The 23,288-nt window shown below is 56.4% G+C and carries 21 protein-coding genes; 5 read left to right on the forward strand and 16 right to left on the reverse strand.

The window, feature by feature from the left end; all coding sequences use genetic code 11:
- Window positions 1-24 precede the first annotated feature (24 nt).
- From CPY64_RS16805 to CPY64_RS16820, 4 genes are all read right to left on the reverse strand, one after another.
- A complete protein-coding gene (locus CPY64_RS16805) occupies window positions 25-1,485 on the reverse strand; it encodes an aldehyde dehydrogenase family protein (RefSeq protein WP_042485401.1) in 1,461 nt (486 codons plus the stop codon).
- A 60-nt stretch (window positions 1,486-1,545) separates the two neighbouring features.
- Window positions 1,546-2,280 (reverse strand): iron-containing redox enzyme family protein, encoded by a 735-nt coding sequence (locus CPY64_RS16810; protein ID WP_022983674.1) that lies wholly within the window; start codon window positions 2,278-2,280, stop codon window positions 1,546-1,548.
- 123 nt (window positions 2,281-2,403) lie between these two features.
- The gene (locus CPY64_RS16815; RefSeq protein WP_042486062.1) at window positions 2,404-3,876 is read right to left on the reverse strand and encodes a gamma-glutamyltransferase family protein; all 1,473 of its coding nucleotides are present in this window, start codon (window positions 3,874-3,876) and stop codon (window positions 2,404-2,406) included.
- Between the two features lie 5 nt (window positions 3,877-3,881).
- Window positions 3,882-5,399 (reverse strand): hypothetical protein, encoded by a 1,518-nt coding sequence (locus CPY64_RS16820; protein ID WP_042485397.1) that lies wholly within the window; start codon window positions 5,397-5,399, stop codon window positions 3,882-3,884.
- 170 nt (window positions 5,400-5,569) lie between these two features.
- Between CPY64_RS16820 and CPY64_RS16825 the strand changes: the two genes are divergently transcribed.
- Both CPY64_RS16825 and CPY64_RS16830 read left to right on the forward strand, forming a co-directional pair.
- Complete coding sequence (locus CPY64_RS16825; RefSeq protein ID WP_042485395.1) at window positions 5,570-6,310, forward strand: sulfite exporter TauE/SafE family protein; 741 nt, start codon at window positions 5,570-5,572, stop codon at window positions 6,308-6,310.
- A gap of 94 nt (window positions 6,311-6,404) precedes the next feature.
- The gene (locus CPY64_RS16830) at window positions 6,405-7,112 is read left to right on the forward strand and encodes a GntR family transcriptional regulator (RefSeq protein WP_042485392.1); all 708 of its coding nucleotides are present in this window, start codon (window positions 6,405-6,407) and stop codon (window positions 7,110-7,112) included.
- On the opposite strand, the gene CPY64_RS16835 is transcribed toward CPY64_RS16830, so the two are convergent.
- From CPY64_RS16835 to CPY64_RS16845, 3 genes are all read right to left on the reverse strand, one after another.
- Window positions 7,113-7,703, reverse strand: a complete 591-nt coding sequence (locus CPY64_RS16835; RefSeq protein WP_042485389.1) for a TetR/AcrR family transcriptional regulator — start codon at window positions 7,701-7,703, stop codon at window positions 7,113-7,115.
- A 64-nt stretch (window positions 7,704-7,767) separates the two neighbouring features.
- On the reverse strand, window positions 7,768-9,003 hold the full coding sequence (locus tag CPY64_RS16840) for a multidrug effflux MFS transporter (protein ID WP_042485384.1): 1,236 nt from the start codon (window positions 9,001-9,003) through the stop codon (window positions 7,768-7,770).
- Between the two features lie 183 nt (window positions 9,004-9,186).
- Window positions 9,187-9,735, reverse strand: a complete 549-nt coding sequence (locus CPY64_RS16845; RefSeq protein ID WP_042485380.1) for a ferritin-like domain-containing protein — start codon at window positions 9,733-9,735, stop codon at window positions 9,187-9,189.
- Window positions 9,736-10,290: 555 nt separating this feature from the next.
- Here CPY64_RS16845 and CPY64_RS16850 point away from each other — a divergent pair.
- Together CPY64_RS16850 and CPY64_RS16855 are read left to right on the forward strand one after the other, a co-directional pair.
- On the forward strand, window positions 10,291-10,824 hold the full coding sequence (locus CPY64_RS16850; protein WP_080723763.1) for a Chromate resistance protein ChrB: 534 nt from the start codon (window positions 10,291-10,293) through the stop codon (window positions 10,822-10,824).
- Complete coding sequence (locus tag CPY64_RS16855; RefSeq protein ID WP_372407706.1) at window positions 10,778-12,034, forward strand: MFS transporter; 1,257 nt, start codon at window positions 10,778-10,780, stop codon at window positions 12,032-12,034. Before CPY64_RS16850 ends, CPY64_RS16855 begins: the two co-directional genes overlap by 47 nt.
- 40 nt (window positions 12,035-12,074) lie before the next feature.
- Here the strand turns inward: CPY64_RS16855 and CPY64_RS16860 are convergent, their stop codons facing one another.
- The 6 genes from CPY64_RS16860 to CPY64_RS16885 form a co-directional block, all read right to left on the reverse strand.
- A complete protein-coding gene (locus CPY64_RS16860; protein WP_009461960.1) occupies window positions 12,075-12,461 on the reverse strand; it encodes a RidA family protein in 387 nt (128 codons plus the stop codon).
- 57 nt (window positions 12,462-12,518) lie between these two features.
- The gene (locus CPY64_RS16865) at window positions 12,519-13,493 is read right to left on the reverse strand and encodes a Bug family tripartite tricarboxylate transporter substrate binding protein (protein ID WP_042485367.1); all 975 of its coding nucleotides are present in this window, start codon (window positions 13,491-13,493) and stop codon (window positions 12,519-12,521) included.
- 11 nt (window positions 13,494-13,504) lie between these two features.
- Window positions 13,505-14,422, reverse strand: coding sequence for a fumarylacetoacetate hydrolase family protein (locus CPY64_RS16870; RefSeq protein ID WP_042485364.1), 918 nt, complete (start codon window positions 14,420-14,422; stop codon window positions 13,505-13,507).
- Window positions 14,423-14,436: 14 nt separating this feature from the next.
- Window positions 14,437-15,096 (reverse strand): GntR family transcriptional regulator, encoded by a 660-nt coding sequence (locus CPY64_RS16875; protein ID WP_042485360.1) that lies wholly within the window; start codon window positions 15,094-15,096, stop codon window positions 14,437-14,439.
- Between the two features lie 147 nt (window positions 15,097-15,243).
- Complete coding sequence (ssb, locus tag CPY64_RS16880; RefSeq protein ID WP_009461968.1) at window positions 15,244-15,756, reverse strand: single-stranded DNA-binding protein; 513 nt, start codon at window positions 15,754-15,756, stop codon at window positions 15,244-15,246.
- Window positions 15,757-16,016: 260 nt separating this feature from the next.
- The gene (locus CPY64_RS16885) at window positions 16,017-17,228 is read right to left on the reverse strand and encodes an MFS transporter (RefSeq protein WP_096917404.1); all 1,212 of its coding nucleotides are present in this window, start codon (window positions 17,226-17,228) and stop codon (window positions 16,017-16,019) included.
- Between the two features lie 111 nt (window positions 17,229-17,339).
- On the opposite strand from CPY64_RS16885, the gene uvrA reads away from it, so the two are divergent.
- Entirely contained in the window at window positions 17,340-20,303 is a 2,964-nt protein-coding gene (gene uvrA, locus CPY64_RS16890) for an excinuclease ABC subunit UvrA (protein ID WP_042485355.1), read from the forward strand.
- A gap of 150 nt (window positions 20,304-20,453) precedes the next feature.
- On the opposite strand, the gene CPY64_RS16895 is transcribed toward uvrA, so the two are convergent.
- The 3 genes from CPY64_RS16895 to CPY64_RS16905 are packed head-to-tail and all read right to left on the reverse strand — an operon-like array spanning window position 20,454 to window position 23,278.
- Window positions 20,454-21,578: a deoxyguanosinetriphosphate triphosphohydrolase gene (locus tag CPY64_RS16895; protein WP_042485353.1), complete on the reverse strand. Its 1,125-nt coding sequence runs from the start codon at window positions 21,576-21,578 to the stop codon at window positions 20,454-20,456.
- 5 nt (window positions 21,579-21,583) lie between these two features.
- Entirely contained in the window at window positions 21,584-22,672 is a 1,089-nt protein-coding gene (gene aroB / locus CPY64_RS16900; protein ID WP_042485351.1) for a 3-dehydroquinate synthase, read from the reverse strand.
- Window positions 22,673-23,278 (reverse strand): shikimate kinase, encoded by a 606-nt coding sequence (locus CPY64_RS16905; protein ID WP_042485349.1) that lies wholly within the window; start codon window positions 23,276-23,278, stop codon window positions 22,673-22,675.
- Window positions 23,279-23,288 lie beyond the last annotated feature (10 nt).

A 23,288-nucleotide genomic window follows, 5' to 3' on the forward strand; every position in this document is an offset into this window, starting at 1 on the left:
CTCAGTATTTCGGATTAATAAAATTCAGATACCGCGATACACGGTCTTGAGCTGGGTATAGAACTCCAGGCCCGCCCGACCCGACTCGCGGAAGGTGGAAGTGCTGGACTGTTTCAGTCCACCAAAAGGAGCATTGATCAAGTTGCCGGTTGTCGTGCGATTGATCTTGACCGTCCCGGCCTCAATGTCATTGGCAAAGCGATGCGCATATTCGGCACTGCGCGTCACAATGGCGGCAGACAAGCCGTATTCGGTGTCATTGGCCATGGCCAGTGCCTGCTCGTAGGAATCAATTTCCAGCAAGGCAATCACCGGGCCAAAAATCTCTTCGCGGGCAATACGCATCTGCTGGGTCACGTCCGTAAACAAAGCCGGGCGCATGAACAGGCCGCGTGCGTAGTCACCGTCAGTCAAGCGTTCGCCGCCCAGTAAATGGGTGGCTTCCTGCTTGCCGATGGCCACATATTCCAGAATGCTTTCCAGTTGGCTTTCGGTGGCAATGGGACCCAGATCGGGGTTGCCATTCAAGCCGTTACCCACAGTCAAGGCGCTGACTTTCTCTACCAGGCGCCGCGTGAATTCTTCTTTGACCTGACGATGCACCAGCACACGGCTGGTTCCCGTGCAGGCCTGACCGCTCAAGGAAAATCCGCCTTGAACCACCAGTTTGACGGCCAGTTCCAGGTCGGCGTCTTCCATGACAATCAAGGGGTTTTTGCCGCCCAGCTCCATTTGGGTCCGAGTGCTCATGCGTGCCTGACGACAAATGTTTTCACCCGCCTGGGTCGAGCCAGTAAACGAAATGGCGCGTATCTGAGGGGATTGCACCAGCGTGGGCCCCACTTCACTGGCCCTGCCATGCACCAGGTTCAGCACACCCGCCGGGACCCCTGCTTGTGCAAAGGCTTCGCACAGGTAGTAGCCGGTCAAGGGCGTGTCAGACGACGGCTTGAAAACAACGGTATTGCCGGTAATCAAGGCGGGGGCAATTTTGCGTGCCGGGATGGAGATGGGGAAATTCCAGGGCGCAATCACGGATACCACACCCAAAGGTTCACGCTGGGTATAGACCAGTTGCTGTGCATCGTCCTGAGGGAATGTCTCGCCGGTATAGGTCTGGCCTTCAACCGCATAAAAACGCAGGGTCTGGGCCGAGCGCCCAACTTCCATCTTGCTCTGCGCCAGCGTTTTGCCCTCTTCCCGCGTCAGACCCTGAGCGATACGGTCCACATTGGCATCAAGCCAGGCTGCTGCTGCATTCAGCACACGGGCCCGAGTAGAGATAGGCGTTGCTCGCCATCCCGCAAAGGCGGCCTGAGCAGCAGCAACAGCGGCCTGCGCGTCCTCAGCCGTGGACTGAGGGAAAGCTCCCACCACATCGTCCCGATCGGCCGGATTCAGATTAGGCGTCGTGCGCCCGCTCTGGCTGGGCAGCCACTGCCCATCAATGTAATTGTCGAAAACGACGTCCTTGAGATTGTCCACCGCTGTACTTCCTTGTTTCTAGGTCGGCGGGCAGCCCATCTGCCCGCTCGGCTTTCTGGCTCAGGCTGCTTCCAGCTGCAGTTCTTGCAGGCTGATCTCGTCTTTGACGTAATCGTTGTACAGAGAAGTGGTATACAGTAGACGCATCTCGGCACCAATTTCGCAGATACGCAAACAACGCTGCTGCAGTTCTACCGTGTTCGCATGCTCAAGCACGATCTGGTAACCACGCTCGCCGTGGATTTCGTCCGACACAATGTGCAGGTCGAAAAACTCCACTTCTTCGTCCGTGAAGCCGTATTTTTCGCGCAAGGTTGGGGTCTGCTTGCGGTAGATAGAGGGCACTTGGGACTCCAGACCCACAACCAGCCCCGCCACCGCAACGACCGGATCTTCGCGCATGGCAATGGCGTAACACCAGGCCTGCAAGGCGCGAGTGGTGGCATTCATGTTGTCGGGGTCTTCAATACGTGCCCGTGTCGTGCCGCACGCTTCGCCAAAGCGGATCAGCAGATCTGTGTGGCGGTCACCGCCAATTTCCTCTTCATACATATTGGCCAGCAAGAAGTCTTTGGCCTCCACGTATTCAGCGGGAGTGCGGGCATACAGATAACCCAGGTAATCGGCAAAAGGGCCGACATAGTGATAGTGGTTTTCAGCCCAGCGAGCCAGATGTTCACGGCTTAGCTTGCCGCTGGCCCAGGCAATACTGAAAGGGGAAGTATTGGCACTTTTCCCTTTAATGGCGGTTTCCAGTGCGGTGCGAAATTCATCGCGATTCAGCAGTTTTTCCATGACTGTTTCCTTGTTGAAAGACGTCGCCCTGACAGCAGCCGACGAAAGATGAGGTTTGGACTATTTAAGTATATTGTATACCGTCTACTATTTTAGAAAGTAGGGAATAACCCTGCCCGTTTATCAGGCCAGCGCCACGCAACCATCCTTACGAGGGTCAGAAACAGCCTGCAAACGGCCGTCTGCCAAGCGCTCAACCGCCTGAGCCCCGCCAAAGTCGCTGCGGCCAGCCAGTTCGCCTACGCCTTTATCAGGCGGCACATACCCGTGCTCACGCAAAAAGGCTGTACGGTTCGCATCAAAACCATCCTCCAGGGCCAGACGCCCGGCCCCTTCCAGACGCCAGCGCGGTTCAAACATCGCTTTATCCAAAGGCCAGCCATCGCGCAAAACACGGGTCCATATCTGTATCTGCCCTTGGGGTTGCATCAAGCCGCCCACCACGCCCAGTCCCATATGGAACTGGCCGGACTTCAAGGCCAAAGACGGGACCACCGTGTGATAGGGCCGTTTGCCCGGCCCCGGGCCATTCACATGCCCTGGCTCGGAGAAACCGAACCCCCGGTTTTGCAGCACAAACCCACAGCCGGGCACGGCATAGCCTGACCCAAACCGTTTGAAGATGCTGGACATGAACGTAACGGCCAGCCCGTCCGCATCGACCACAACAGTGCAGACCGTATTCCCGGCCGGATCACACACGACTCGTGAAGCCTGAGCCATTGCGGCTTCCGTCGCCTTGACCAGCTCCAGCTCCGCCGCATCTTGATCAACGGGGCGTTTCCAGGCACGTTGTACGGCCTCCAGAACCGCCACCCCATGCGTGTTGGGAGGGCATTCATAAAGGCTGAACTCACCCAACGATGCGCTGACAGGTTCACAGAAAAACCCTTTATGACGGCGAAAGTCCTCAGCCCTCAACAATCCCTGCATCTGCTCCATTGCCTGTTCAGCATGCTGCGCGGGGCGACCCAGATAAAAGGCATCTGGCCCTTGCGCGGCTATCTCCTCCAAGACAGCCGCCAGCTCCGGATTCCGGTACTGCTCCCCTGCTTTGGGCGGCTTGCCCGCCCTATAAAGGGCGGCACACACGGGATCGCGATGCAGCACAAAGTCGAAGATTTGCCATTCACGCGCCGCCACCGGCGCGACCGCAAAACCTTCCCGCGCTGCCTGAATGGCAGGCTGAAACAAGTGCGCCCAATCCAGGCGGCCGTAGCGCTGGTGCATATCCCACCACCCTCGCACCAGACCAGGCGTGGTAATGGACAACACATGACGCTCCGGAATCCGTCCCCCAGGCAAAGCCTGAACATGCTCAGCATTCAACAACAGGGGGGCCGCGCCGCTGCCGTTGTAAGCCACTGGCATACTGTCGGGCGGTGCAATCATGGCCAGCAGATCGCCACCAATGCCTGTCGCCATAGGCTCAACGACACCCATGACGGCATCGGCAGCAATAGCCGCATCCACTGCACTACCCTTGAGTTCCAGCATGGCCTGCGCGGCCCTCACCGCCAAGGGGTGCCCGGCAGCAACGGCCCAATGAGTCCCCAAACCCTGTTTTTCACCTGCGCGATAGGCTGTCGTACCCATATCGCTCATCCGAATATCAGCACGGCACAAATTGTCGACAGCGCCATCCCCGCCAGCACAGGAACCGTCAGGGCTCGCACCAGATCCAGCACATGCACTCGGGCAAAGCCCGCCACGGCAATCAATGAAGACCAGGCAATCAAAGTGCCACCGCCAGTCCAGATAGCACCGATCTGTCCTACCGCAGCCAGAGTTTCCACCTCCAGCCCGGACACCGGGCTCAAGGCCGAGGCCAGGGTTCCTGTCAATGGCAGGCCCGAGAAGCCCGAGCCATCAATGCCCGAGATCATGCCCACCAACAGAACACCAAAAGCCACCAGAAAATGATTGTCCGGGATCAGATGCTGACCCGCCGAGATCAGCTCGAACAGCAGACTGGGCGTTTGTTCCAGTGGGGTGCCCAAAATGGCAGACGTTGCTTCACTGGCACCCAGAAAGAAGAAACCAGCGATGGGCAACACCGAGCCCATGGCTCGAAACGCAAATACAAAGCCATCGGTCATATGGTCCGGGCAGGTGTCCAGCATGCGGCGCGGACCTTCTGCCATACAGGTGGCAATCATCATCAGCACAAAGGCCACACCCCCAACCAAACCGGCGGCATCTCCACCACGCAGGACTGGCAAGGACGGGATAAAGCGGGGCAGCAGCATAATGCCAATCACCGCCAGGAACGCCAGTGGCGTAATCCAGGCCAGAATGCGTGAGTAGCGCTCTTCCTTGGCACTCAAACCGGAATGCACCGTATGTTCATTCCCTGCCGTGCCACGGGCAATCTCCGCCTTGTCATAGGTCCCTTGAGATTCCATTTCATCCAGGGTGCTATCGGGTGCCTGGCGCATCCAGGCATCCAGCAAACGACTATCGGCCGGTTTGAAATGGCGGCGCATCAGCAGAAATGCCAACGTCAGCGCAACACCACCTGTAATCCAGGAGAGCACCAGAGCACGATCAGCCAGCACGGCCACATCGGCACCGACACCTGCCGCCTTGGCGCTGATGCCCGGAGCAACTCCAATAATGTAGTCCGACGATAGCGCCATGCCCTGCCCACAGATGGCGATAGCCATCGCACCGACCAAGGGCGGCAAGCCAGCAGCAATAGCCGCCGGCAGCAAAATGGCCGACACCAGAGGCACAGCAGGTGTCGGCCAGAAGAACAGCGAAATAAAGTAGGTAGCCGCTGCAATCATCAAAAAGGACGAGCCACTATTGACCATGACCTTGCGGAAAGGGGCCACCATCTTCACATCGGCCTCCAAGCGCTTTAACGAGTTCAGCAAGGCAGTCATGAACGTGATCACCAGGAAAATATTGAACAGTTCCTGAGCGGCCACAAAGCTGGCAGAAAAAATACTGATAAAGCCCTGAATCGGACTGCCCGTCATGGCAGTGACAACCGCCAAAGTACCAATCACGGATGGCACCACCACGTTGGCCCGAAAAATCATCGTAACGATGATGACCAGAACGCTGATCAAATAAGCCCAGTGCGCCGCACTGAGCACCACGTCGCTTTGCATGTATCCCCCTTTCCTTCTCTTTTTTCTGAATATTTAGCATTCCTGAAACGGTATACTATCTTCAATCAATGATCGAAATCAGAAAAAACTATCAAAAACTGGGGAAAACTCTAAGAATTCCATGTTTGAAACACTTAGATTGAATACCTTATACAAATAAAGAGGAAACTATGGCGGCTTTGATTGATCTGGTGGACCCGCTCTCCTGGCTGCTCATGGCCTTGCTGGTTGTGTTGGCTGCCTTTTTGCAAGGCGTTGGTGGAGTTGGGTTTGCGATGCTGGTCGCGCCAATTGCCGCCTTGGTATTTCCGCAGTTGGTTCCAGGCCCCCTACTGGCCTTGGGTGGCAGTGTCTCTCTGCTGGCCGCCTTGCGAGAGCGCCAACATATCGTGCCCGATGTCGTTGTCTGTGCACTGGGTGGCCGCGCCACCGGATCGATCATTGCCATATTGGCCATGACGCAACTCCCCATAGAAGCAGTCAACCTGGGTTTTGCCCTTGCCATTCTGGTGGCAGTCGCACTGAGTGCCTGGGGCTTGCGCATCCTGGCCTCCAAACGAAACATGATCCTGGCGGGCATTGCCTCGGGCATCATGGGAACCTTGACCTCGGTAGGCGCTCCCGCTCTGGCCATTGCCATGCAAAATCTGGCTCCTGCACAGCTACGGGCTTCATTGGGTCTTATTTTGTTTTTGGGCGCAAGCATGTCCTTGGTCCTGCTTATTGTGGCGGGCCTGTTCTCCTTGCAACAGGCAATGCTCAGCATCGTGCTCTACCCCTTCATGCTGCTGGGCTTCACGTTATCGGGGCAACTACGTCATAAAGTCAGCCTGCCACTGATGCGTAGACTGCTATTGGGTATTTGCTCTCTAAGTGCCGTGGTCTTGATTACCCGCACGCTGTGGCAATAATGCTTAGGCCGCAAACTGTATACCATATTCAGAAAAGTGCGTTCACACCGTATAATCGTGTCTGGCCCTTCTGCCCGATTGCACAGGTCGCACCATGAATATCCCCAGTTTCCACCTCCCCCATTCCCTTGGCGATACAGATAACCGTCGCTTGGGCGATCAGCACGCGTCACTGTTTGCGGTGATACGCGACCAGTTACGTGAACGTATCCTGAGTGGTGAATTCCATCCAGGCGACCGTCTGGTGGAAGGAAAATTGGCGAGCGAGCTGGGTGTGTCGCGTATTCCTGTACGAGAGGCCCTGCGCGAACTGGCCTCCGAAGGGCTGGTCACTATCGAACCACGACGTGGCGCCTCTGTGGCCGTCCTGTCCGCAGAGATTGCCTACAACATGGCTGAAGTGCGTGCCACGCTGGAAGGCTTGAATGCAAAACTGGCCGCCCAGCGCCGGGACCCGGCCAATATCGAAAAGCTGCAGACCATTTTGAGCCAGGGCCATGAAGCCATGGATGCCGGCAATCTGGATTTGCTCAAATCCCTGAACCGCCAGTTTCATGAAACCCTGGCCACCATGTCGGGCAATATCGTGCTGACCGAGCTGATGCGCTCTCTGCGAGATCGCACCGCCTTGTTATTTGCACCCAGCAATTTGCAGCGCATCCGCCAGAACTGGGAAGATCACTCCCAGATCCTCAATGCGGTTGTGGCCGGTAATGGCGATCTGGCCAACCTGTTGGCCACCCAGCACGTGCACAATGCGGCCAAAGCCTATCAGGACGCGCAAAACGGCGAGAAGGTCTGATCAAGCAGGGCGGTCCGTTCTCAATGCCGCCTCAAAGACTAGCCAAACCGATTCCAGACGCCGCTGGTACTTGCGCGCACCACCAAATAACAGCTCGCTTTGCAGGCTGTCGATCAAGGCCATGTAAGTCATGGCCAAGGTATCTACACTCAAGCCTGTTTCCGGCCTGGCCAGGGCAGACTGTGCCAGGGCCCGATGAATGATGCCTTCCAGATCCGCCATGAACACATGCATGGGTTCCATCACCACATCGTACAAATGCACAGGCGGCGCAAACAAGGTGCGAATCCAGAAACGTACTTGATGCGATTGCTCGAAACGCTCCTGTATTCCTTCCAGATAGGCCCGCAACTGCTGCTTGCCCCCTTCGCCTCCTTGCAGAACCTGACGGGCATGGTTCAACTCATCTTCCACAATCTTTGGAATCAGGCTCAGGAACAGCTCGTCCTTGTTGCGAAAATGGGCATAGACCGAGGGCTTTTTAATGCCTACATCAGCGGCAATCTCGTTCATGGTGGTGGCATCAAAGCCCTGAACGGCAAAGCGCGCCAACGCGGCATCCTGCAGTTTTTCAGTAGTGGTTTTGCTCACAGTCCAACAAGCTCTCAGTCAAAGGCCAAGTATCAAGGCCGCCATCGCGGCCCGCAGCAACTGCCTATTTTACAGCTCCCAGTTCACTGACCGATCTTGTCACCGTGTGGCAACGACCAGCCAGGACATACAGCAGGATCGACAGCAGTCCGCAGCCGCCAATGGCCACCGGCAAGACCTGCGGCCCGGGCACAGCCAGGCTGACGATATAGCCCACCACCGCCGAAATCAGGTAATGGAACATGCCCATCAAGGCGGCAGCCGTCCCAGCCTGCGGGCCAGCCACATCCATGGTCAAGGCCGTTACGTTGCCAAACACCATCCCTAAGGAGCCGACCGAAATGGCGATCAAGGCGGCATACAGGATCAGGCCCGCCACGTCTGCTTGCACCGCCCCATACAAGAGCAAAGCTGAAGCCGTATGAACAATCAGCCCCAAGGCCAGTACCCGAGAGGTAGGCATCCCGGCCTTCAACAAGTAATTGCTGACGACCCCACCCAGCACCAGTGCCACCGAGTTACCAGCGAACACATAGCTGAACACGGCAGGCGACAAGGAAAAATGCTGTGTGAACACAAAGGCCGAGCCGCTGATATAGACAAACAAGGCAGCCAAAGCAAAACCGCCGGAACCGGTATAAGCCATGAAGGCCTTGTTGCGCAGCTCCCGCCCATAGGCGCGCACAATATGGCCAGGATTCAAAGGCACACGCTGTGTCACCGGCAGGGAGTCCGGGATGGCCTTCAGCCCCCACAACAAACCCAACGTTCCTAAAAAGGCCAGCATCCAGAATATGGCCCGCCAATCCGCATGGCTCAACAGATACGCGCCCAGGATAGGGGCCACAATCGGTGCAATCATCATCACCTGCATCAGCAGGGAAAAGATGCTTGCCGACTCTTTTACATCGCACAAGTCCGCCACAATGGCACGCGGTGTGACCAAGCCCGCTGCGGCGCCTAACGCCTGGATAAAACGTGCTGCCAACAAGGCTTCAACCGATGTGGCCAAAGCACCAAAAACCGAGCCCACCACAAAAATCACCACACCCAGCAGCAAGGGGACTCGACGCCCGAAGCGGTCCAACAAGGGACCATAAATACCCTGCCCCAACGCCAGGCCAGCCAGAAACACGGACAGGGTTTGTTGAATACGCCCCGCAGAAACGCCTAGCTCCTGCGCAATGGCAGGCATGCCCGGCAAATACATATCGATGGCCATGGCATCCAGGGCCGTCAACAAGGCCAGCAACAAGATCAAAGGCCAGGCCAAGCCCCTGCTACGCGACAGCCCGCTCATGTTGCACCCTCTACACTGCGAAAAAACAGAAGTTCAAACACGCTCACACCCCCGTATATGGCGCCGATACTTAAAACTACCTACCGATAGGTAGGAAAGCCGCTACTGTACTCCTTTTCAGGATTCAGGCAGAAAAAAACCCCGGAAAATACCGGGGTTTTGGTGAGCGTCTGTGCAAATAACTTAGATATCCAGCAGATCGCCCATATCGTCGGCATGCTCTTCTTCCACTGCCATGATTTCAATCAGCATCTGGCGGGTGGTCGGGTCGGTATCACCAATACGCTCGATCATCTGGCGATAGGACTCGATGGCAATACGTTCGGCAATCAGGTTGGCGCGAATCATGGATTTGATATCGCCGCTATCGTCATACTCCGCATGACTGCGCTGGACCAGGTTCTGGGGGTTGAAATCCGGCTCGCCGTTCAGTTGCACAATACGTTCGGCAATGCGGTCCGCATGCTCGGCTTCCTGCTGGGCATGTTCCAGAAACTCGGCTTTGATAGGCTCGTTGTTCAAGCCGGTAGCGGTGAAGTAGTGGCGCTTGTAGCGCATCACACAGACCAGCTCGGTGGCCAGGGCCTCATTGAGCATCTGAATGATTTCTTCACGGTTGCCCTTGTAGCCGGATGCCACCGCCCCATCGTCCACAAACTTCTTGGCAGCCGCGCGGATAGCGGCAACATCGATTGGACCTTGGTTTGGTTTGACAGCTTTCTGCTTTTTCATTGCATTCCTCCGTATTGATTCCCACCGCGAAAGTGCGGCGCTGTATCGCGCAACAACCGGAAACGAACACACTGACTCCATAACCAACAAGAGCTTGTCCTTGGGACAAGCGCTTTACCTAAACCTGGGCTTGAAGTCCGCACGCTGCTTGTGGTCGAGACCGGTCGTGCAAGAAACTGAACAAAGTGGATAGGTGTTGTCATGGTAGCCATTGCTCCTTGGCTTGGAAAGCGCAAAACCGCAGTTACCAGTAGCAAATAGACCCGCATTTCAAGGCCAGAAAGCCAAAAATCAGGCCATCTGAAAACTATTCAACCTCACACGGCATGCGAGCTTGGCACGAAATTTTTTACTGGTTTTCCCCAAGATAAAGAGCCGCGTTCTTGTTCAAGCAGAGATACAAGACCAAACACTTGGATACAGAATCCGGGCTCTGTTCAGACAACAGCAGGCAAATCCCTGCTCCAGCGCTCATACCTCACTGCTTCTTTTCAGATTCATTCAGTTCAATTAATATGAAACGGTCGTTACTTTAAAATCAAGATCATGACTTCAATGAGCTGGCTGTTATTGACCTATAAAGTCCCCCCTGAACCCAGTGCAAAACGGCTGGCCTTATGGCGGCGCCTGAAAGCGCTGGGTGCGGTGTATCTGCAAAATGGGGTATGCGTCCTGCCCAAAACCGACGAGCATGTGCGCCGTCTGAAGGTGCTGGAAAACGACATCACCACCATGGGAGGTGAATGCGTCTTGCTGAAGACCATTGCTCTGGACAAGGCACAAGAGGACAAAGTCATCGCCCGTTTTACGGACGACCGCAATGAGCAATACCAGGAGCTGCTGGGGCGCTGCAAAGACTTTGAAGTGGAAATCGCCAAGGAAATTTCGATTCAGAAATTCACCTACGCCGAGCTGGACGAAGAAGAAACCGACCTGAAAAAGCTGGAAAACTGGTACGAGAAAATCCAGAAGCTGGATTTTTATGGCGCCCCCCTGGCACAGGTCGCTCAAGAGCGCCTGCAAGACTGCAAGGCACGGCTGGATGAGTACGCTCAAATGGTCTACGACGCTCATGAAGAAAACCGCTAATCCGGCGTTCACACCGGCTGCCGACGTGCCTCGAGCCAAGATTCACCGCAGCGTCTGGGCGCTGGGTTTTGTGTCCATGTTCATGGATATTTCTTCGGAGCTGATCCACGCCCTGCTGCCCATTTACATGGTTACCGTCCTGGGTACATCGGTACTGGCCGTCGGCTTTATCGAAGGTATTGCCGAAGCCACCGCCTCCATCATGAAAGTGTTTTCCGGAGCGGTCAGCGATCGTTTTGGAAAGCGCAAACTGCTGGCAGTCATTGGCTATGGCCTGGCAGCCCTGACCAAACCCATTTTCCCGCTGGCGAACTCGCTGGACTGGCTGGTTGGTGCCCGCTTTGTAGACCGTATCGGCAAAGGCATACGCGGTGCGCCACGCGATGCCTTGGTCGCAGATGTGACCCCGCCGGAAATGCGAGGTGCCGCCTACGGCTTGCGTCAGACTCTGGATACCATTGGTGCTTTTGTTGGCCCCTTGCTGGCTATCGGCCTGATGTGGTGGACCGCCAACAACTACCAGCTGATCTTCTGGATCGCCGTGCTGCCCGCTTTTATAGCCATCGCCATCCTGGTGTTCTTTGTGCGCGAGCCCAAACTGCCCGCCAACACCCGCCCCCGCAAATTGCCTCTGAATCGGGAAGACCTCGGCCGCTTGGGTTCCCGCTACTGGTGGGTTGTCGCTATCGGTCTGGCCTTTACCCTGGCCCGTTTCAGCGAAGCCTTCCTGATCCTGCGTGGTGAAGCCAGCGGTTTGCCGCCCATGTGGGCTCCTGCGGTCCTGGTCGTCATGGGCGTGGCCTTTTCTTTATCTGCCTATCCTGCAGGTGTGCTGTCGGATCGCATGCGCAAGACCGATCTGCTCTTGATCGGCGTAGCTCTTCTCATTGCAGCCGATCTGGTGCTGGCCTTCGTTCCTGGTCTGCTTGGCCTGGGCCTGGGGGTTGCCCTGTGGGGCCTGCACATGGGCTTTACTCAAGGTCTGTTCAACGTCCTGATTGCCGGCAACGCCCCCGCCGAACTGCGTGGCACTGCCTTTGGCATGTTCCATTTGCTGACCGGCGTCGCCCTGCTGCTGGCCAGCGTCATCGCTGGTGTGCTCTGGGATACCTTAGGCTTTCAAGGCACCTTTGCCGCTGGCGCGATCTTTGCGGTTTTGGCTGGTGCAGGGTTGATTACCTTGCGACGTTCCGCTCAAGGAGCGTTCTGAATAAAAAAGGCCGACTTCATGTCGGCCTTTTTTCATTTCATCATTCCGCGACGGCAGCGATGCACTCAATTTCCAGCAGGAACAAGGGGTTCCCCATATCCGCAGCAATCGTGGTGCGGGCCGGGTATTCGCCGTCCTTGAAGTAAGTGCGATAGATCTCGTTCATGCGAGCAAAGTCACCAGCGTTCTTCAGAATCACATTGGCTTTGACGATATGGTCCAGGCTGGAACCGGCCTCTTCCAGCAGGGCTTTCACATTGGCCATGACCTGATGCATCTGGGCGTCGAAGTCGTTTTCAGCAATCTGGCGATCGTCAAAAAAGCCTGGCTGGCCCGACACAAACACAAAGCCATTGGATCGCACAGCAGGCGACAAAGGGGCACGAGGGGGAGTCACTTTGTCGGACCGGATAATTTCTTTGATCATGTTCATCTCCTGGTTAGTAGCTTGAGCTCTCTGGGCTCTTTCGTATTCGTTAAAGGTTTACTGCACGCTGGCGCCGGAGGCTTTTACCACTGTGGCGGCCATTTCCATTTCAGACTTCAGATACTCGGCAAACTCGGCCGAGGTCGTACCCGCCGGTTCCAGACCTTGAGCCAACAAGCGCTCGCGGATTTCAGGCAGGTTCACAATGCGGACAAATTCAGCACTCAGTTTCTCCACAATCGGTGCTGGCGTACCGGAAGGCACAATCACGCCATACCAGGAGTTGGAGTTCATATTGTCCACGCCTGCTTCTTTGAAGGTAGGCACGTCCGGGATGGATTCCAGACGAGCGTCATTCGCCAGTGCAATCGCACGCAGCTTGCCGGATTTCACGTGGGGCAAAACATCGGGCGTATTGGCAAACATCATGTCCACATGACCGCCCAGCAAATCGTTCAACGCCGGGGCCTGACCTTTGTACGGAATATGCAGCACATCAATCTTGGCTTCTGACTTCAAACGTTCGATGGCGATATGCGGTGACGTACCTGCACCAAAGGACGCAAAGGACAGCTCACCCGGTTTGGATTTCGCCGTAGCAATGACATCCGCCAGACTCTTGACCGGCACATCCGGGTTCGCTACCAGCAAGTGCGGCGTGTAGGCCACCCAGCTAACCGGCGTAAAGTCCTTCACCGTGTCGTAACGCAGGTTGTCGTACAGGCTGGGATTAATGGCAAAACTGTTTGCCACCATCCCCAGGGTGTAGCCATCCGGCGCGGCACGGGCCACGATTTCAGTACCAATCACCGTACCGGCACCGGGTTTGTTGTCGATGATGACGGGCTGCTTGAAATCATCCGACATTTTCTGCGCCAGACTGCGGGTCAGGTTATCCAGTGTGCCGCCCGCCGGGAACGGAACAATGATGGTGATAGGTTTGGTGGGATAGTCCTGTGCCGCCGCAAGCGAAGGCACAGCCGTTAAAGCGCTTAATGCAGCCACGCCTGACAAAATTAACTTGAAGCGCATAGTCGTCAACCTTACTCAATAGTAGTGACCAGCTCGCCAATAGCGGGGATGCGAGCTTTGATGACATCGCCTGGTTCCAAAGAGCGCGGAGGTTGCATGGCAAAACCCACCCCGGAAGGTGTACCTGTCGCAATAATGTCTCCCGGCTCCAAGGTCATGCCCGCCGACAACTGGGCGATGATGTTGGGCACATCGAACAACATGTCCGACGTATTGGCCGATTGGCGCAGTTCGCCATTCACTTCCAATTCAAGATCCAGCGCGTTGGGATCTGCGATGGACGTTTTCAGTGCCACTACCGGCCCAATCGGGCAGGTGCCGTCCAAAGACTTGCCCTTGAACCACTGGCCATGCAGTGCTTGCAGGTCGCGCGCCGTAATATCGTTGATCACCGTGTAGCCAAAGACGTAATCCAGCGCGTCTTCAACCGGAATGTCCCGGCCTTCCTTGCCGATCACAATGCCCAGCTCCACTTCGTAATCCAGCATTTTGGTGTGGGCCGCATGGCGGCTGACCAGGGCCTGATGGCCCACCACCGTAGTGGGCGGTTTGCTGAAAAACTCCAGTGCTTTGGGGAAATCATCCGCCGCGCGACCACGTGCCAGATTGCCTTCCACGATGTGGGCACGGTAATTGCGTCCCACACAGAAAATGTTTTTAGCCGGGTTCGGCACAGGAGCCAGAAAACACAGATCCTCAGCGGCATGGACGGGAGCCTTGGCCTGGCTTGCCTGCTCCATCAAAAGTTGCAGGCTGATCAGGATCTCGTCACCCATAAAAATGGCATCGATGACTTCAGTGGGCGCTTGCCGAGCACTTAAGGGATGCTCGTACATCCCCCAGGCCTGCGTCAGGTCTACCACCCGATCATCGTCCAGCATTCCGCCCAAATGCGTTTCCCCTGCGGCTACAAAGGTCAGTAACTTCATGACAGCAAACCTCCTTATCGGATGTTGTTGGAACTGTTCAAGGTTTGCGTCAGCAGCCCTTGAACGTGCTCACGCGCCAGGCGATCTGCCAGCGCCGCGTCCCGTTTTTCAATCGCGTCGATCATGGCCAGATGCTCGGCCAAAGACTCATGTGCACGTTTCAAGCGCTCGATGGTTTTGGTCTTGAGCATGTCGCGGTGCCCAAAGGACTTCCACACCTTCTCCAGCAAGCTGTTTGCAGCCAGACGCATGATGGCCGCATGAAACTCCACATTGGCTGCCGCATATTCGCTGACACGCTCTTCCACATTGTCTTGATTGAAGGGCGCAAACAGAGCGCGCAAGGCATCCACGTCCCGCTGCGAGGCATTCAAAGCAGCTTCACGCGCCGCAAAGGCTTCCAGTTCAATACGCAACTTCAGCCATTCGATGTAGTCCTGCTTGGTCAAAGGCGAGAGCAAGGCTCCGCGCCGAGGCTCCATGGTCAAAATGCCCTCCTGCCCCAGACGCAGCAGCGCTTCGCGCACCGGCGTGCGGCTGACATTGAGCATCTTGGCCAGCTCTTCTTCCCGAACCCGCACGGGTTCATCAATATCCTTCACCAGGCCAAGAACGTGAGCCCGCACCGACTCATACACCCCATCGCTGTGACTTGCTGTTTTGATCGTGGTCATTGCTTTCCTATTTTGCATTCATTTTTTATGGATTGTATACAAGAATGGATGTTGGTACACATTGGTGTTTGTACGAACGAAAAAAAACCCTGGCAAGCATCTGCTTGCCAGGGTTTTGATCTTGAGGCCCGCTAAGAGCTAGAGACCTCAGAACGGAATATCGTCATCCATATCGGCCAGATTGTCCGACATAGGAGCGTTATTACGTGGGGCCTGTTGTTGCTGCTGTTGCTGAGGCGCTGGGCGCTGAGCACGTTGCGGAGCTGGTGCACCACCGCCACCGTATTCGCCACCACCCATGCTGCCGCCGCCCATATCACCACCGTCACGGCCACCCAGCATTTGCATTTGCTCGGCGATGATCTCGGTCGTGAAACGCTCCTGACCATCCTGACCTGTCCATTTACGGGTGCGCAGGCGACCTTCTACGTAAACGGGACGGCCTTTGCGCAGGTACTCACCCGCGATTTCAGCCAGACGGTTGTAGAACACCACACGGTGCCATTCGGTTTCCTCACGGCGCTCGCCGGAGGTACGGTCTTTCCACTGCGAAGTCGTGGCAATGGAAATATTGCAGATGGCCGATCCTTCTGCGCTGTAGCGTACTTCTGGGTCGCGGCCAAGATTGCCCACCAGAATGACTTTATTTACCGATGCCATGAAAAAAATCCTGTAGTCAAAAATTCGATATCAAGCCGTATTATCGTGGATTCGTGCCTTAATTAACACTCCCTCCCCACTCCAGGGAGGGCAGTTTTATCCATACAAACGATCCCGTTACGGCATCTTGAACGGCGTATATAGCTGAGCACCCGACGGTGTCACCTGTTACGTCCAGCTCTTGATTCTTGAGGCCAATCCGGCCACTTTACTTGTTGCTGCCTGCCACGTCTTTGCACAAGCGTAACAGGCAACGCCTTTTAATATTTGTCTTTGAAACCGCGTGCTGTCAGCAACCAGAGCAAAGCCAAGGCTGCGCCGGTCCACAAGACCCATTGAGTGAGCCCTCGCCCTGCCAGGATGCCGCCGATCAGGCCGCCGGCAAATACGCCCAGGGACTGGGAGGTGTTGTAAAAACCCAGCGCCAACCCTTTGTATTCTGGTGGTGCCACACGCGACACCAAAGAAGGCTGCAAGGCTTCCAGCACATTAAAGCCGATGAAGAAAAAGGTCAGCGCAGCCACCATGGGAACCAGCGAATCGCGCGCCCATGGCATCACGGCCAGCACCACAATCAGCAGCAACACAGACAGTTCCAGCGCATGCTTGTGACGCTTGCGGGTCTCTGTCCAGAACACCGCTGGCACCATCAGCACAAAGGAAACCAGGATAACGGGCAGGTACACCTTCCACAAATCCTGAGTGCCGTAGCCACCCAAGGTAGCCAGAATGCCCGGCACCACAATGAACAGAGACATCAAGATAAAGTGCAGACAGAACACGCCAAAGTTCAAGCGCAGCAAGTCCATATGGCGCAGAACCTGTCCGGCGGTGACCTGCACAATCGACGCAGGAGCTTTAGGTGCGCTGGGCACCACAAAAGCGGCAATCAACAAGCAGACAAAGCCCAGCAAGCTGATGGCCCAGAACAGTCCCGACAAACCAAATTGCCCCACCAGCACTGGCGAGAGCACCAGCGATACAGCAAAAGACAGCCCAATCGAGCCACCCACCATGGCCATGGCACGTGTGCGCACTTCGGGACGGGTGGAGTCGGCAACCCAGGCGGAAATTGCCGCTGAAACTGCCCCCAGACCTTGAATACAGCGGCCTACCGTCACCCAGTCAATACTCTGGGCCAGTGCGGAGATCACCCCACCGATCACGAACAAGGCCATGCCGATGACGATAATCGGCCTGCGTCCAAAACGGTCCGATGCCATCCCCAAGGGAATCTGCAAGACAGCCTGCGTCAGACCATAGGCACCCAATGCCAGACCCACACGGGCGGCGTCGTTACCGCCGGGCAGGGAATGGGCTGCAACCGCAAAGACCGGGGTCAGCAAAAACAGACCCAGCATTCGACAGGCAAACAACAGGGCAAGCAGGATGCTGGCCTTGCGCTCTTGCTGAGTCAGACTCAGGCGCGCTGGGCGCGATCCGGCCGTATTCATGGTTTGGTGTGTACTCATTTAATACTCTGTCACAACTGGGCTAGCAGAGAGCCCGGATACCCGTTCACATAAATTCTGACGCAACGCGCTATAGTAGCAAGTTGCCTTTTGACAAGCCTAAATAAAGCGATGGAAGCCATCCGCATTCGTGGTGCCCGTACCCACAACCTGAAAAATGTCTCCGTAGACCTGCCACGCCACCAGTTGGTCGTGCTGACGGGGCTGTCCGGTTCTGGGAAATCCTCTCTTGCCTTCGACACTTTGTATGCCGAGGGCCAGCGGCGCTATGTGGAAAGCCTGTCCGCTTATGCACGTCAGTTTTTGCAACTGATGGACAAGCCAGATGTGGACTTGATCGAAGGTTTGTCGCCTGCCATCGCCATCGAGCAAAAGGCAGCAGGCCATAACCCGCGTTCCACCGTGGGAACCACTACTGAAATCCACGATTATTTGCGTCTATTGTACGCGCGCGTCGGCACTCCTTACTGCCCGGAACACCACTTGGCCCTGCAAGCTCATAGCGTGAGCCAGATGGTAGACCAGATTCTGCAATGGGAGCCTGAAACCCGCATTGCCGTACTGGCTCCCATGCATCGCGGTCTGGTGGGTGATCTGCAACTGGAGCTGCGTGGCCTGCAAGCCCAGGGCTTTGTGCGGGTACGGGTAGACGGCGAAATTTCCAGTATTGAAGATCTGCCTGCGCTTGATGCCCAGCAGGCGCACGATCTGGACCTGGTGATAGACCGGCTGCGTATCCGGCCCGATAGCCAGCAACGTCTGGCAGAAAGCCTGGAAACCGCCCTGTCCACCAGCAATGGCCGTTGTCTGGTGGTCAATCTGGACAATGGAGTGGAGCAGCCCTATTCCAGCCACTACGCCTGCCCGGTCTGTGACTATTCCCTGCCCGAGCTGGAGCCACGCCTGTTCAGCTTCAACAATCCGGCAGGTGCCTGCCCGGACTGTAGTGGCCTGGGGCAAGTAGATGTATTTGATCCCGAACGCGTGGTGGCCTTCCCGGAACTGAGTCTGGCGGGCGGTGCCATTGCGGGCTGGGACCGACGCAATGCCTTTACCTACACCTTGCTGACCAGTCTGGCGGCTCATTATCACTTTGATATAGAGGCTCCCTTCGAGTCTCTACCCGAAGAACTGCGCCGCACCGTGCTGTATGGCTCCGGCGCGGAGGAAATTCCCTTTCTCTATTTGAATGAGAAGGGCCGCACTACGGTAAAAACGCACCCATTTGAAGGGGTGATTCCGAATCTGCAGCGTCGCTGGGCGGAGACCGATTCCAGCGCCGTGCGCGAGGAACTGAACAAGCTGCGTCGCACCCAGACCTGCCCGGCCTGCCATGGCGCACGTCTGCGTCTGGAGGCGCGTCACGTCCGCATTGGGGACGATCCAGTTCCCAGCCATGCAGGGTGCAAGCATCATGCAGGCACCGCGTCTGCCAACCCAGCAGCCATCCATGTCGACACGCTGTCTGACAATGCTGCACAGTGCACGCAAACCAGCTCCACAACTCAGGGACAAGCCAAGGGTCTGGCCATTTATGAAGTCGAAGCCCTGGCTCTGTCTGACTGCCTGGCCTGGTTCGAGCGTCTGTCACTAACAGGCGCGAAAAAAGAAATTGCCGACCGCATCGTGCGTGAAATCCGGCTGCGGCTGGAATTTCTGAACAATGTGGGTCTGAACTATCTGTCTCTGGACCGCAGCGCCGACACCATTTCCGGTGGCGAGGCACAGCGTATTCGTCTGGCCAGCCAGATCGGCTCCGGTCTGACCGGCGTGATGTATGTTCTGGACGAGCCCTCCATTGGCCTGCACCAGCGCGATAACGACAAGCTGATCCAGACCCTGCAACACCTGCGGGACCTGGGCAATAGCGTGATTGTGGTCGAGCACGACGAGGACATGATACGCACCGCCGACTATGTCATCGATATGGGCCCCGGCGCTGGCGAACATGGCGGTCAAATTACCGCTCAAGGTTCACCCGCAGATCTGGCCCAGAACCCCGACTCTCTGACTGGCCAGTACCTGTCCGGCAAGCGCCAGATTGCTGTCCCCAAACGACGTTCAGTGGATGACAGCCTGAACTGGCTGCGTCTGTACGGTGCCAGCGGCAATAATCTGAAGTCCGTTGATTTGGCGATTCCGGCTGGACGACTGGTCTGCATTACGGGCGTGTCCGGCTCGGGCAAGTCCACGCTGATCAACGACACGCTGGCAACCGCTTTCTCGCATTTGCTGCACCGTGCCCATGCCGAACCGGCGCCCTACGAGCGCATGGAAGGCCTGGAGCATTTCGACAAGATCATCAACGTCGATCAAACCCCGATTGGTCGTACCCCGCGCAGTAATCCGGCCACCTACACGGGCATGTTCACTGCTATTCGTGAGCTGTTCGCCAGCGTGCCCGAGGCACGTTTGCGCGGTTACGACCCAGGTCGCTTCTCCTTTAACGTCAAGGGCGGCCGCTGCGAGGCCTGCCAGGGCGACGGCGTGGTCAAGGTAGAGATGCACTTCCTGCCTGACGTGTATGTACCTTGTGATGTCTGCCAGGGCCGACGCTACAACCGCGAGACGCTGGATATTCGCTACCGTGGCCGCAATATCAGCGAAGTGCTGGACCTGACGGTTGAGCAGGCACTGGAATACTTTGATGCGGTCCCTGCCGTTGCGCGCAAACTGACTACCTTGATTGATGTAGGCCTGTCCTACATCCGCCTGGGTCAAAGCGCGACCACCCTGTCTGGTGGTGAAGCACAGCGGGTGAAATTGTCACTGGAACTGTCCAAACGCAGCACCGGCCAGACGCTGTACGTGCTGGACGAACCAACAACTGGCCTGCACTTTCAAGACATAGCTGTCCTGCTGGAAGTTCTGGACAAGCTGGTTGAGTCTGGCAATAGCGTGGTCGTGATTGAGCACAATCTGGATGTGATAAAAACGGCAGACTGGATTGTGGACATGGGACCGGAAGGCGGCCAGGGCGGTGGGCAGATTGTGGTGCAAGGCACCCCGGAGACGGTTGCTGCCTGTGAGCAAAGCCATACAGGGCGCTATTTGAAGCCTTTATTGCAGCGCTAAAGACTGTCTCTCTTAAAAGGCCACTCTGTTCAGGCCCCAAACACCAAAAAATACGGTTTTTTGGCGCTTTATCAATGAAGAAGAGCTCCTGAATAGCACACGGCTACTGGCAGATAGCAGATCGCGGGACTTAGCCACAGGCTGCAAAACCTACATCTTGAAGATAGCGTCGTGCTCGCGAATAGCGTGGCGGTCCGTCATGCCAGCGATGTAATCAGCAATGGCACGGGCCTGAGCAATCGGGTCTTCACGGCGATGCTCCGCCGCCAACAAACGAGGATCATCCAGAAAAGCGTGGAACAGTTCACGCACAATATTCTGCGCCTTGCTCATCATGCGCACCACCCTGTAGTGGCGATACAGATTCGCGTGCAAGAAGCGTTTGAGCTCATCAGCCTGCGCCCGCATCTCTGGCGAAAATCCGGCCAAACGAGGCAGATGGCGAATCGCATCCACGCTGTCAGGCCTATGCTCTTCCAGCTTGGCACGCGTGGTTTCCGTTAAATCCACCACTAGCGTGTTGATCATGCCGCGGATAATCTCCGCCACCAAACGTTGACCGCTCAAGCCCGGATATTGGGCCTGTACATGCTCGTAATGACTGTTGAACAGGCGCAGTTCCAGCAATTGTTCCAAGCGGATCAGACCGGAGCGCAAACCGTCATCAATATCGTGATTGTTGTAAGCAATTTCATCGGCCAGATTGGCCATTTGTGCTTCCAGCGATGGCTGGGTGCGATCTATAAAGCGCTGGCCCACCTCGCCCAATTCACGCGCATGCTTAAGGGAACAGTGCTTCAAAATCCCCTCGCGGGTTTCAAAACACAGATTCAGGCCATTGAAGGCGGCATAGCGCTCTTCCAGCTCGTCCACAATTCGAAGACTTTGCAGATTATGCTCAAAGCCCCCCGCCTCGGGGCGCAGGCTTTGCATGCAGCTGTTCAGGGTGTCCTGACCTGCGTGACCAAATGGGGTGTGGCCCAAATCATGGGCCAGGGAGATGGCTTCGATAAGATCTTCGTGCAGGCCAAGATTGCGGGCAATGGCCCGCGCCAGCTGAGCCACTTCCAGACTATGCGTCAATCGTGTTCGAAATAAATCACCTTCGTGGTTAATGAAAACCTGGGTCTTGTATTCCAGCAAACGAAAGGCATTGCAGTGAATAATCCGGTCGCGGTCCCGCTGAAAGGCGTTACGGCCTTGGGGCGCTGCCTCTGCATAACGCCGACCGCGGGACTGTTCAGGGTGACAGGCATAAGCGGCAAGCATTTGCATAGGTTTTACTCCTGTTCCACCGTTGTAAAGCGGGCCAATGCCTGGCGCACCACATCAGGCGCGACCGCCTGCACCTTGGCATGACCTAATTTATCCAGCAGCACAAAGCGCAGCTGGCCACCTTCATTTTTCTTGTCCACCTGCATCAACTCCAGCCAGCGACCCGCAGGCCATTGTGGTGGTGTGATCGGGCATCCGCTGGCTTGCACCAGGGCTTTGATACGAGCCACATCCTGAGCCGGCAAGCCACAAACCAGGGCGGATAGCTCGGCAGCCATGATCATGCCGCAGCCCACGGCCTCGCCATGCAGCCATTGACCGTAGCCCATGCCGGACTCGATCGCGTGGCCAAAAGTGTGACCAAAATTCAAAATAGCGCGCAAGCCAGATTCGCGTTCATCCTGGGAAACGACTTCAGCCTTGACCTCGCAGGAGCGGCGAATCGCATAGACGATTTGCTCTTGTGCCAACGTGCGCATGGGATCAATCTGCTCTTCACACCAGTTGAAGAAATCCAGATCGTAAATCATGCCGTATTTGATGACTTCAGCCAGACCGGCGGAAATCTCTCGCGCAGGCAAAGTCCTGAGTACGTCCGTGTCCACTTCCACGGCGATAGGCTGGTAGAACGCGCCCACCATATTCTTGCCCAACGGGTGGTTGATAGCCGTCTTGCCGCCTACTGAGGAGTCCACCTGCGCCAGCAAAGTCGTCGGCACTTGCACAAAACGCACCCCACGCATGAAGCAGGCTGCGGCAAAACCGGCCATATCGCCAATAACGCCACCGCCCAAAGCCACGATCAGGGCCTTGCGATCCAGGTGACCACCCAGCAGCGCATCAAAAATCAGGTTCAGGGATCCCCAGTTCTTGTAGGCTTCACCATCAGGCAGCTCGATCACATGGACAGGCTTGCCCGTTGCGGCCAGGGCCTCCTTCACAGGCGCCAGGTACAAGGCCGCCACCGTAGGATTGGTGACGATGGCAATGGCAGACGTATCGGCTGGTACCGTGTCTGCAAGCTGCGCCAGACGCCCGGCGGCGATGTGGATGGGATAAGCGCCACCCTGGGCGTCAACATGCACTACAGACATTTAGCAACCTCGTTCTTTCAACAGGGACAATAAGTGGCGCACCGCATGATGGACTGGCGCCGAGCCAGTTTCAAAGCGGACATCTGCCACTTCTTCATAGAGGGGTTCGCGCGCTTGCAGCAGTTCCTGGATGCGGGCGCGTGGGTCCGCTGTTTGCAGCAGCGGCCGGTTACGGTCTCGGGCCACACGGCGGTACAGCTCGTCTACGGTGGCGCACAAGTACACTACGATACCGCGATCTTTGATGATCTGGCGATTGGCCTCGGACAAAATGGCCCCGCCTCCCGTTGCCAGCACAATTCCGGTCTGGCGCGAACAAATATCGAGCACCGCAGATTCACGTTTGCGGAACCCTTGCTCGCCTTCGAACTCAAAGATAGTGGACACTCGCACGCCGCTACGGGCTTCCAGCTCGTGGTCCAGGTCCATAAACTCGCGCTTGAGTTCCCGCGCCAATTGACGACCAATGGTCGTTTTACCGGCACCCATCATGCCCACCAAAATAATGGGACGTGGGCCAGTTTGTTGTAAATGGAGCAGCTCGGCGTCTGATAAGGGATCAGGATGTTCTACAGGCATCAGCTCGGCGGGTAAAGAGTGGTTCATTTGTGTATTA

It is taken from the genome of Alcaligenes faecalis (assembly GCF_002443155.1).
GTDB lineage: Bacteria > Pseudomonadota > Gammaproteobacteria > Burkholderiales > Burkholderiaceae_B > Alcaligenes > Alcaligenes faecalis.

Coding starts and splice junctions, on each gene's coding strand:
- CPY64_RS16845 (WP_042485380.1), bottom strand. CDS start 9,735: ATGAAAAAGCAGAAAGCTGTCAAACCAAACCAAGGTCCAATCGATGTT.
- CPY64_RS16865 (WP_042485367.1), bottom strand. CDS start 13,493: ATGCGCTTCAAGTTAATTTTGTCAGGCGTGGCTGCATTAAGCGCTTTA.
- CPY64_RS16885 (WP_096917404.1), bottom strand. CDS start 17,228: ATGAGTACACACCAAACCATGAATACGGCCGGATCGCGCCCAGCGCGC.
- CPY64_RS16815 (WP_042486062.1), bottom strand. CDS start 3,876: ATGGGTACGACAGCCTATCGCGCAGGTGAAAAACAGGGTTTGGGGACT.
- CPY64_RS16860 (WP_009461960.1), bottom strand. CDS start 12,461: ATGATCAAAGAAATTATCCGGTCCGACAAAGTGACTCCCCCTCGTGCC.
- CPY64_RS16820 (WP_042485397.1), bottom strand. CDS start 5,399: ATGCAAAGCGACGTGGTGCTCAGTGCGGCGCACTGGGCTTATTTGATC.
- CPY64_RS16825 (WP_042485395.1), top strand. CDS start 5,570: ATGGCGGCTTTGATTGATCTGGTGGACCCGCTCTCCTGGCTGCTCATG.
- CPY64_RS16810 (WP_022983674.1), bottom strand. CDS start 2,280: ATGGAAAAACTGCTGAATCGCGATGAATTTCGCACCGCACTGGAAACC.
- uvrA (WP_042485355.1), top strand. CDS start 17,340: ATGGAAGCCATCCGCATTCGTGGTGCCCGTACCCACAACCTGAAAAAT.
- aroB (WP_042485351.1), bottom strand. CDS start 22,672: ATGTCTGTAGTGCATGTTGACGCCCAGGGTGGCGCTTATCCCATCCAC.
- CPY64_RS16875 (WP_042485360.1), bottom strand. CDS start 15,096: ATGACCACGATCAAAACAGCAAGTCACAGCGATGGGGTGTATGAGTCG.
- CPY64_RS16870 (WP_042485364.1), bottom strand. CDS start 14,422: ATGAAGTTACTGACCTTTGTAGCCGCAGGGGAAACGCATTTGGGCGGA.
- CPY64_RS16895 (WP_042485353.1), bottom strand. CDS start 21,578: ATGCAAATGCTTGCCGCTTATGCCTGTCACCCTGAACAGTCCCGCGGT.
- CPY64_RS16840 (WP_042485384.1), bottom strand. CDS start 9,003: ATGAGCGGGCTGTCGCGTAGCAGGGGCTTGGCCTGGCCTTTGATCTTG.
- CPY64_RS16850 (WP_080723763.1), top strand. CDS start 10,291: ATGAGCTGGCTGTTATTGACCTATAAAGTCCCCCCTGAACCCAGTGCA.
- CPY64_RS16855 (WP_372407706.1), top strand. CDS start 10,778: ATGAGTACGCTCAAATGGTCTACGACGCTCATGAAGAAAACCGCTAAT.
- CPY64_RS16905 (WP_042485349.1), bottom strand. CDS start 23,278: ATGAACCACTCTTTACCCGCCGAGCTGATGCCTGTAGAACATCCTGAT.
- CPY64_RS16830 (WP_042485392.1), top strand. CDS start 6,405: ATGAATATCCCCAGTTTCCACCTCCCCCATTCCCTTGGCGATACAGAT.
- ssb (WP_009461968.1), bottom strand. CDS start 15,756: ATGGCATCGGTAAATAAAGTCATTCTGGTGGGCAATCTTGGCCGCGAC.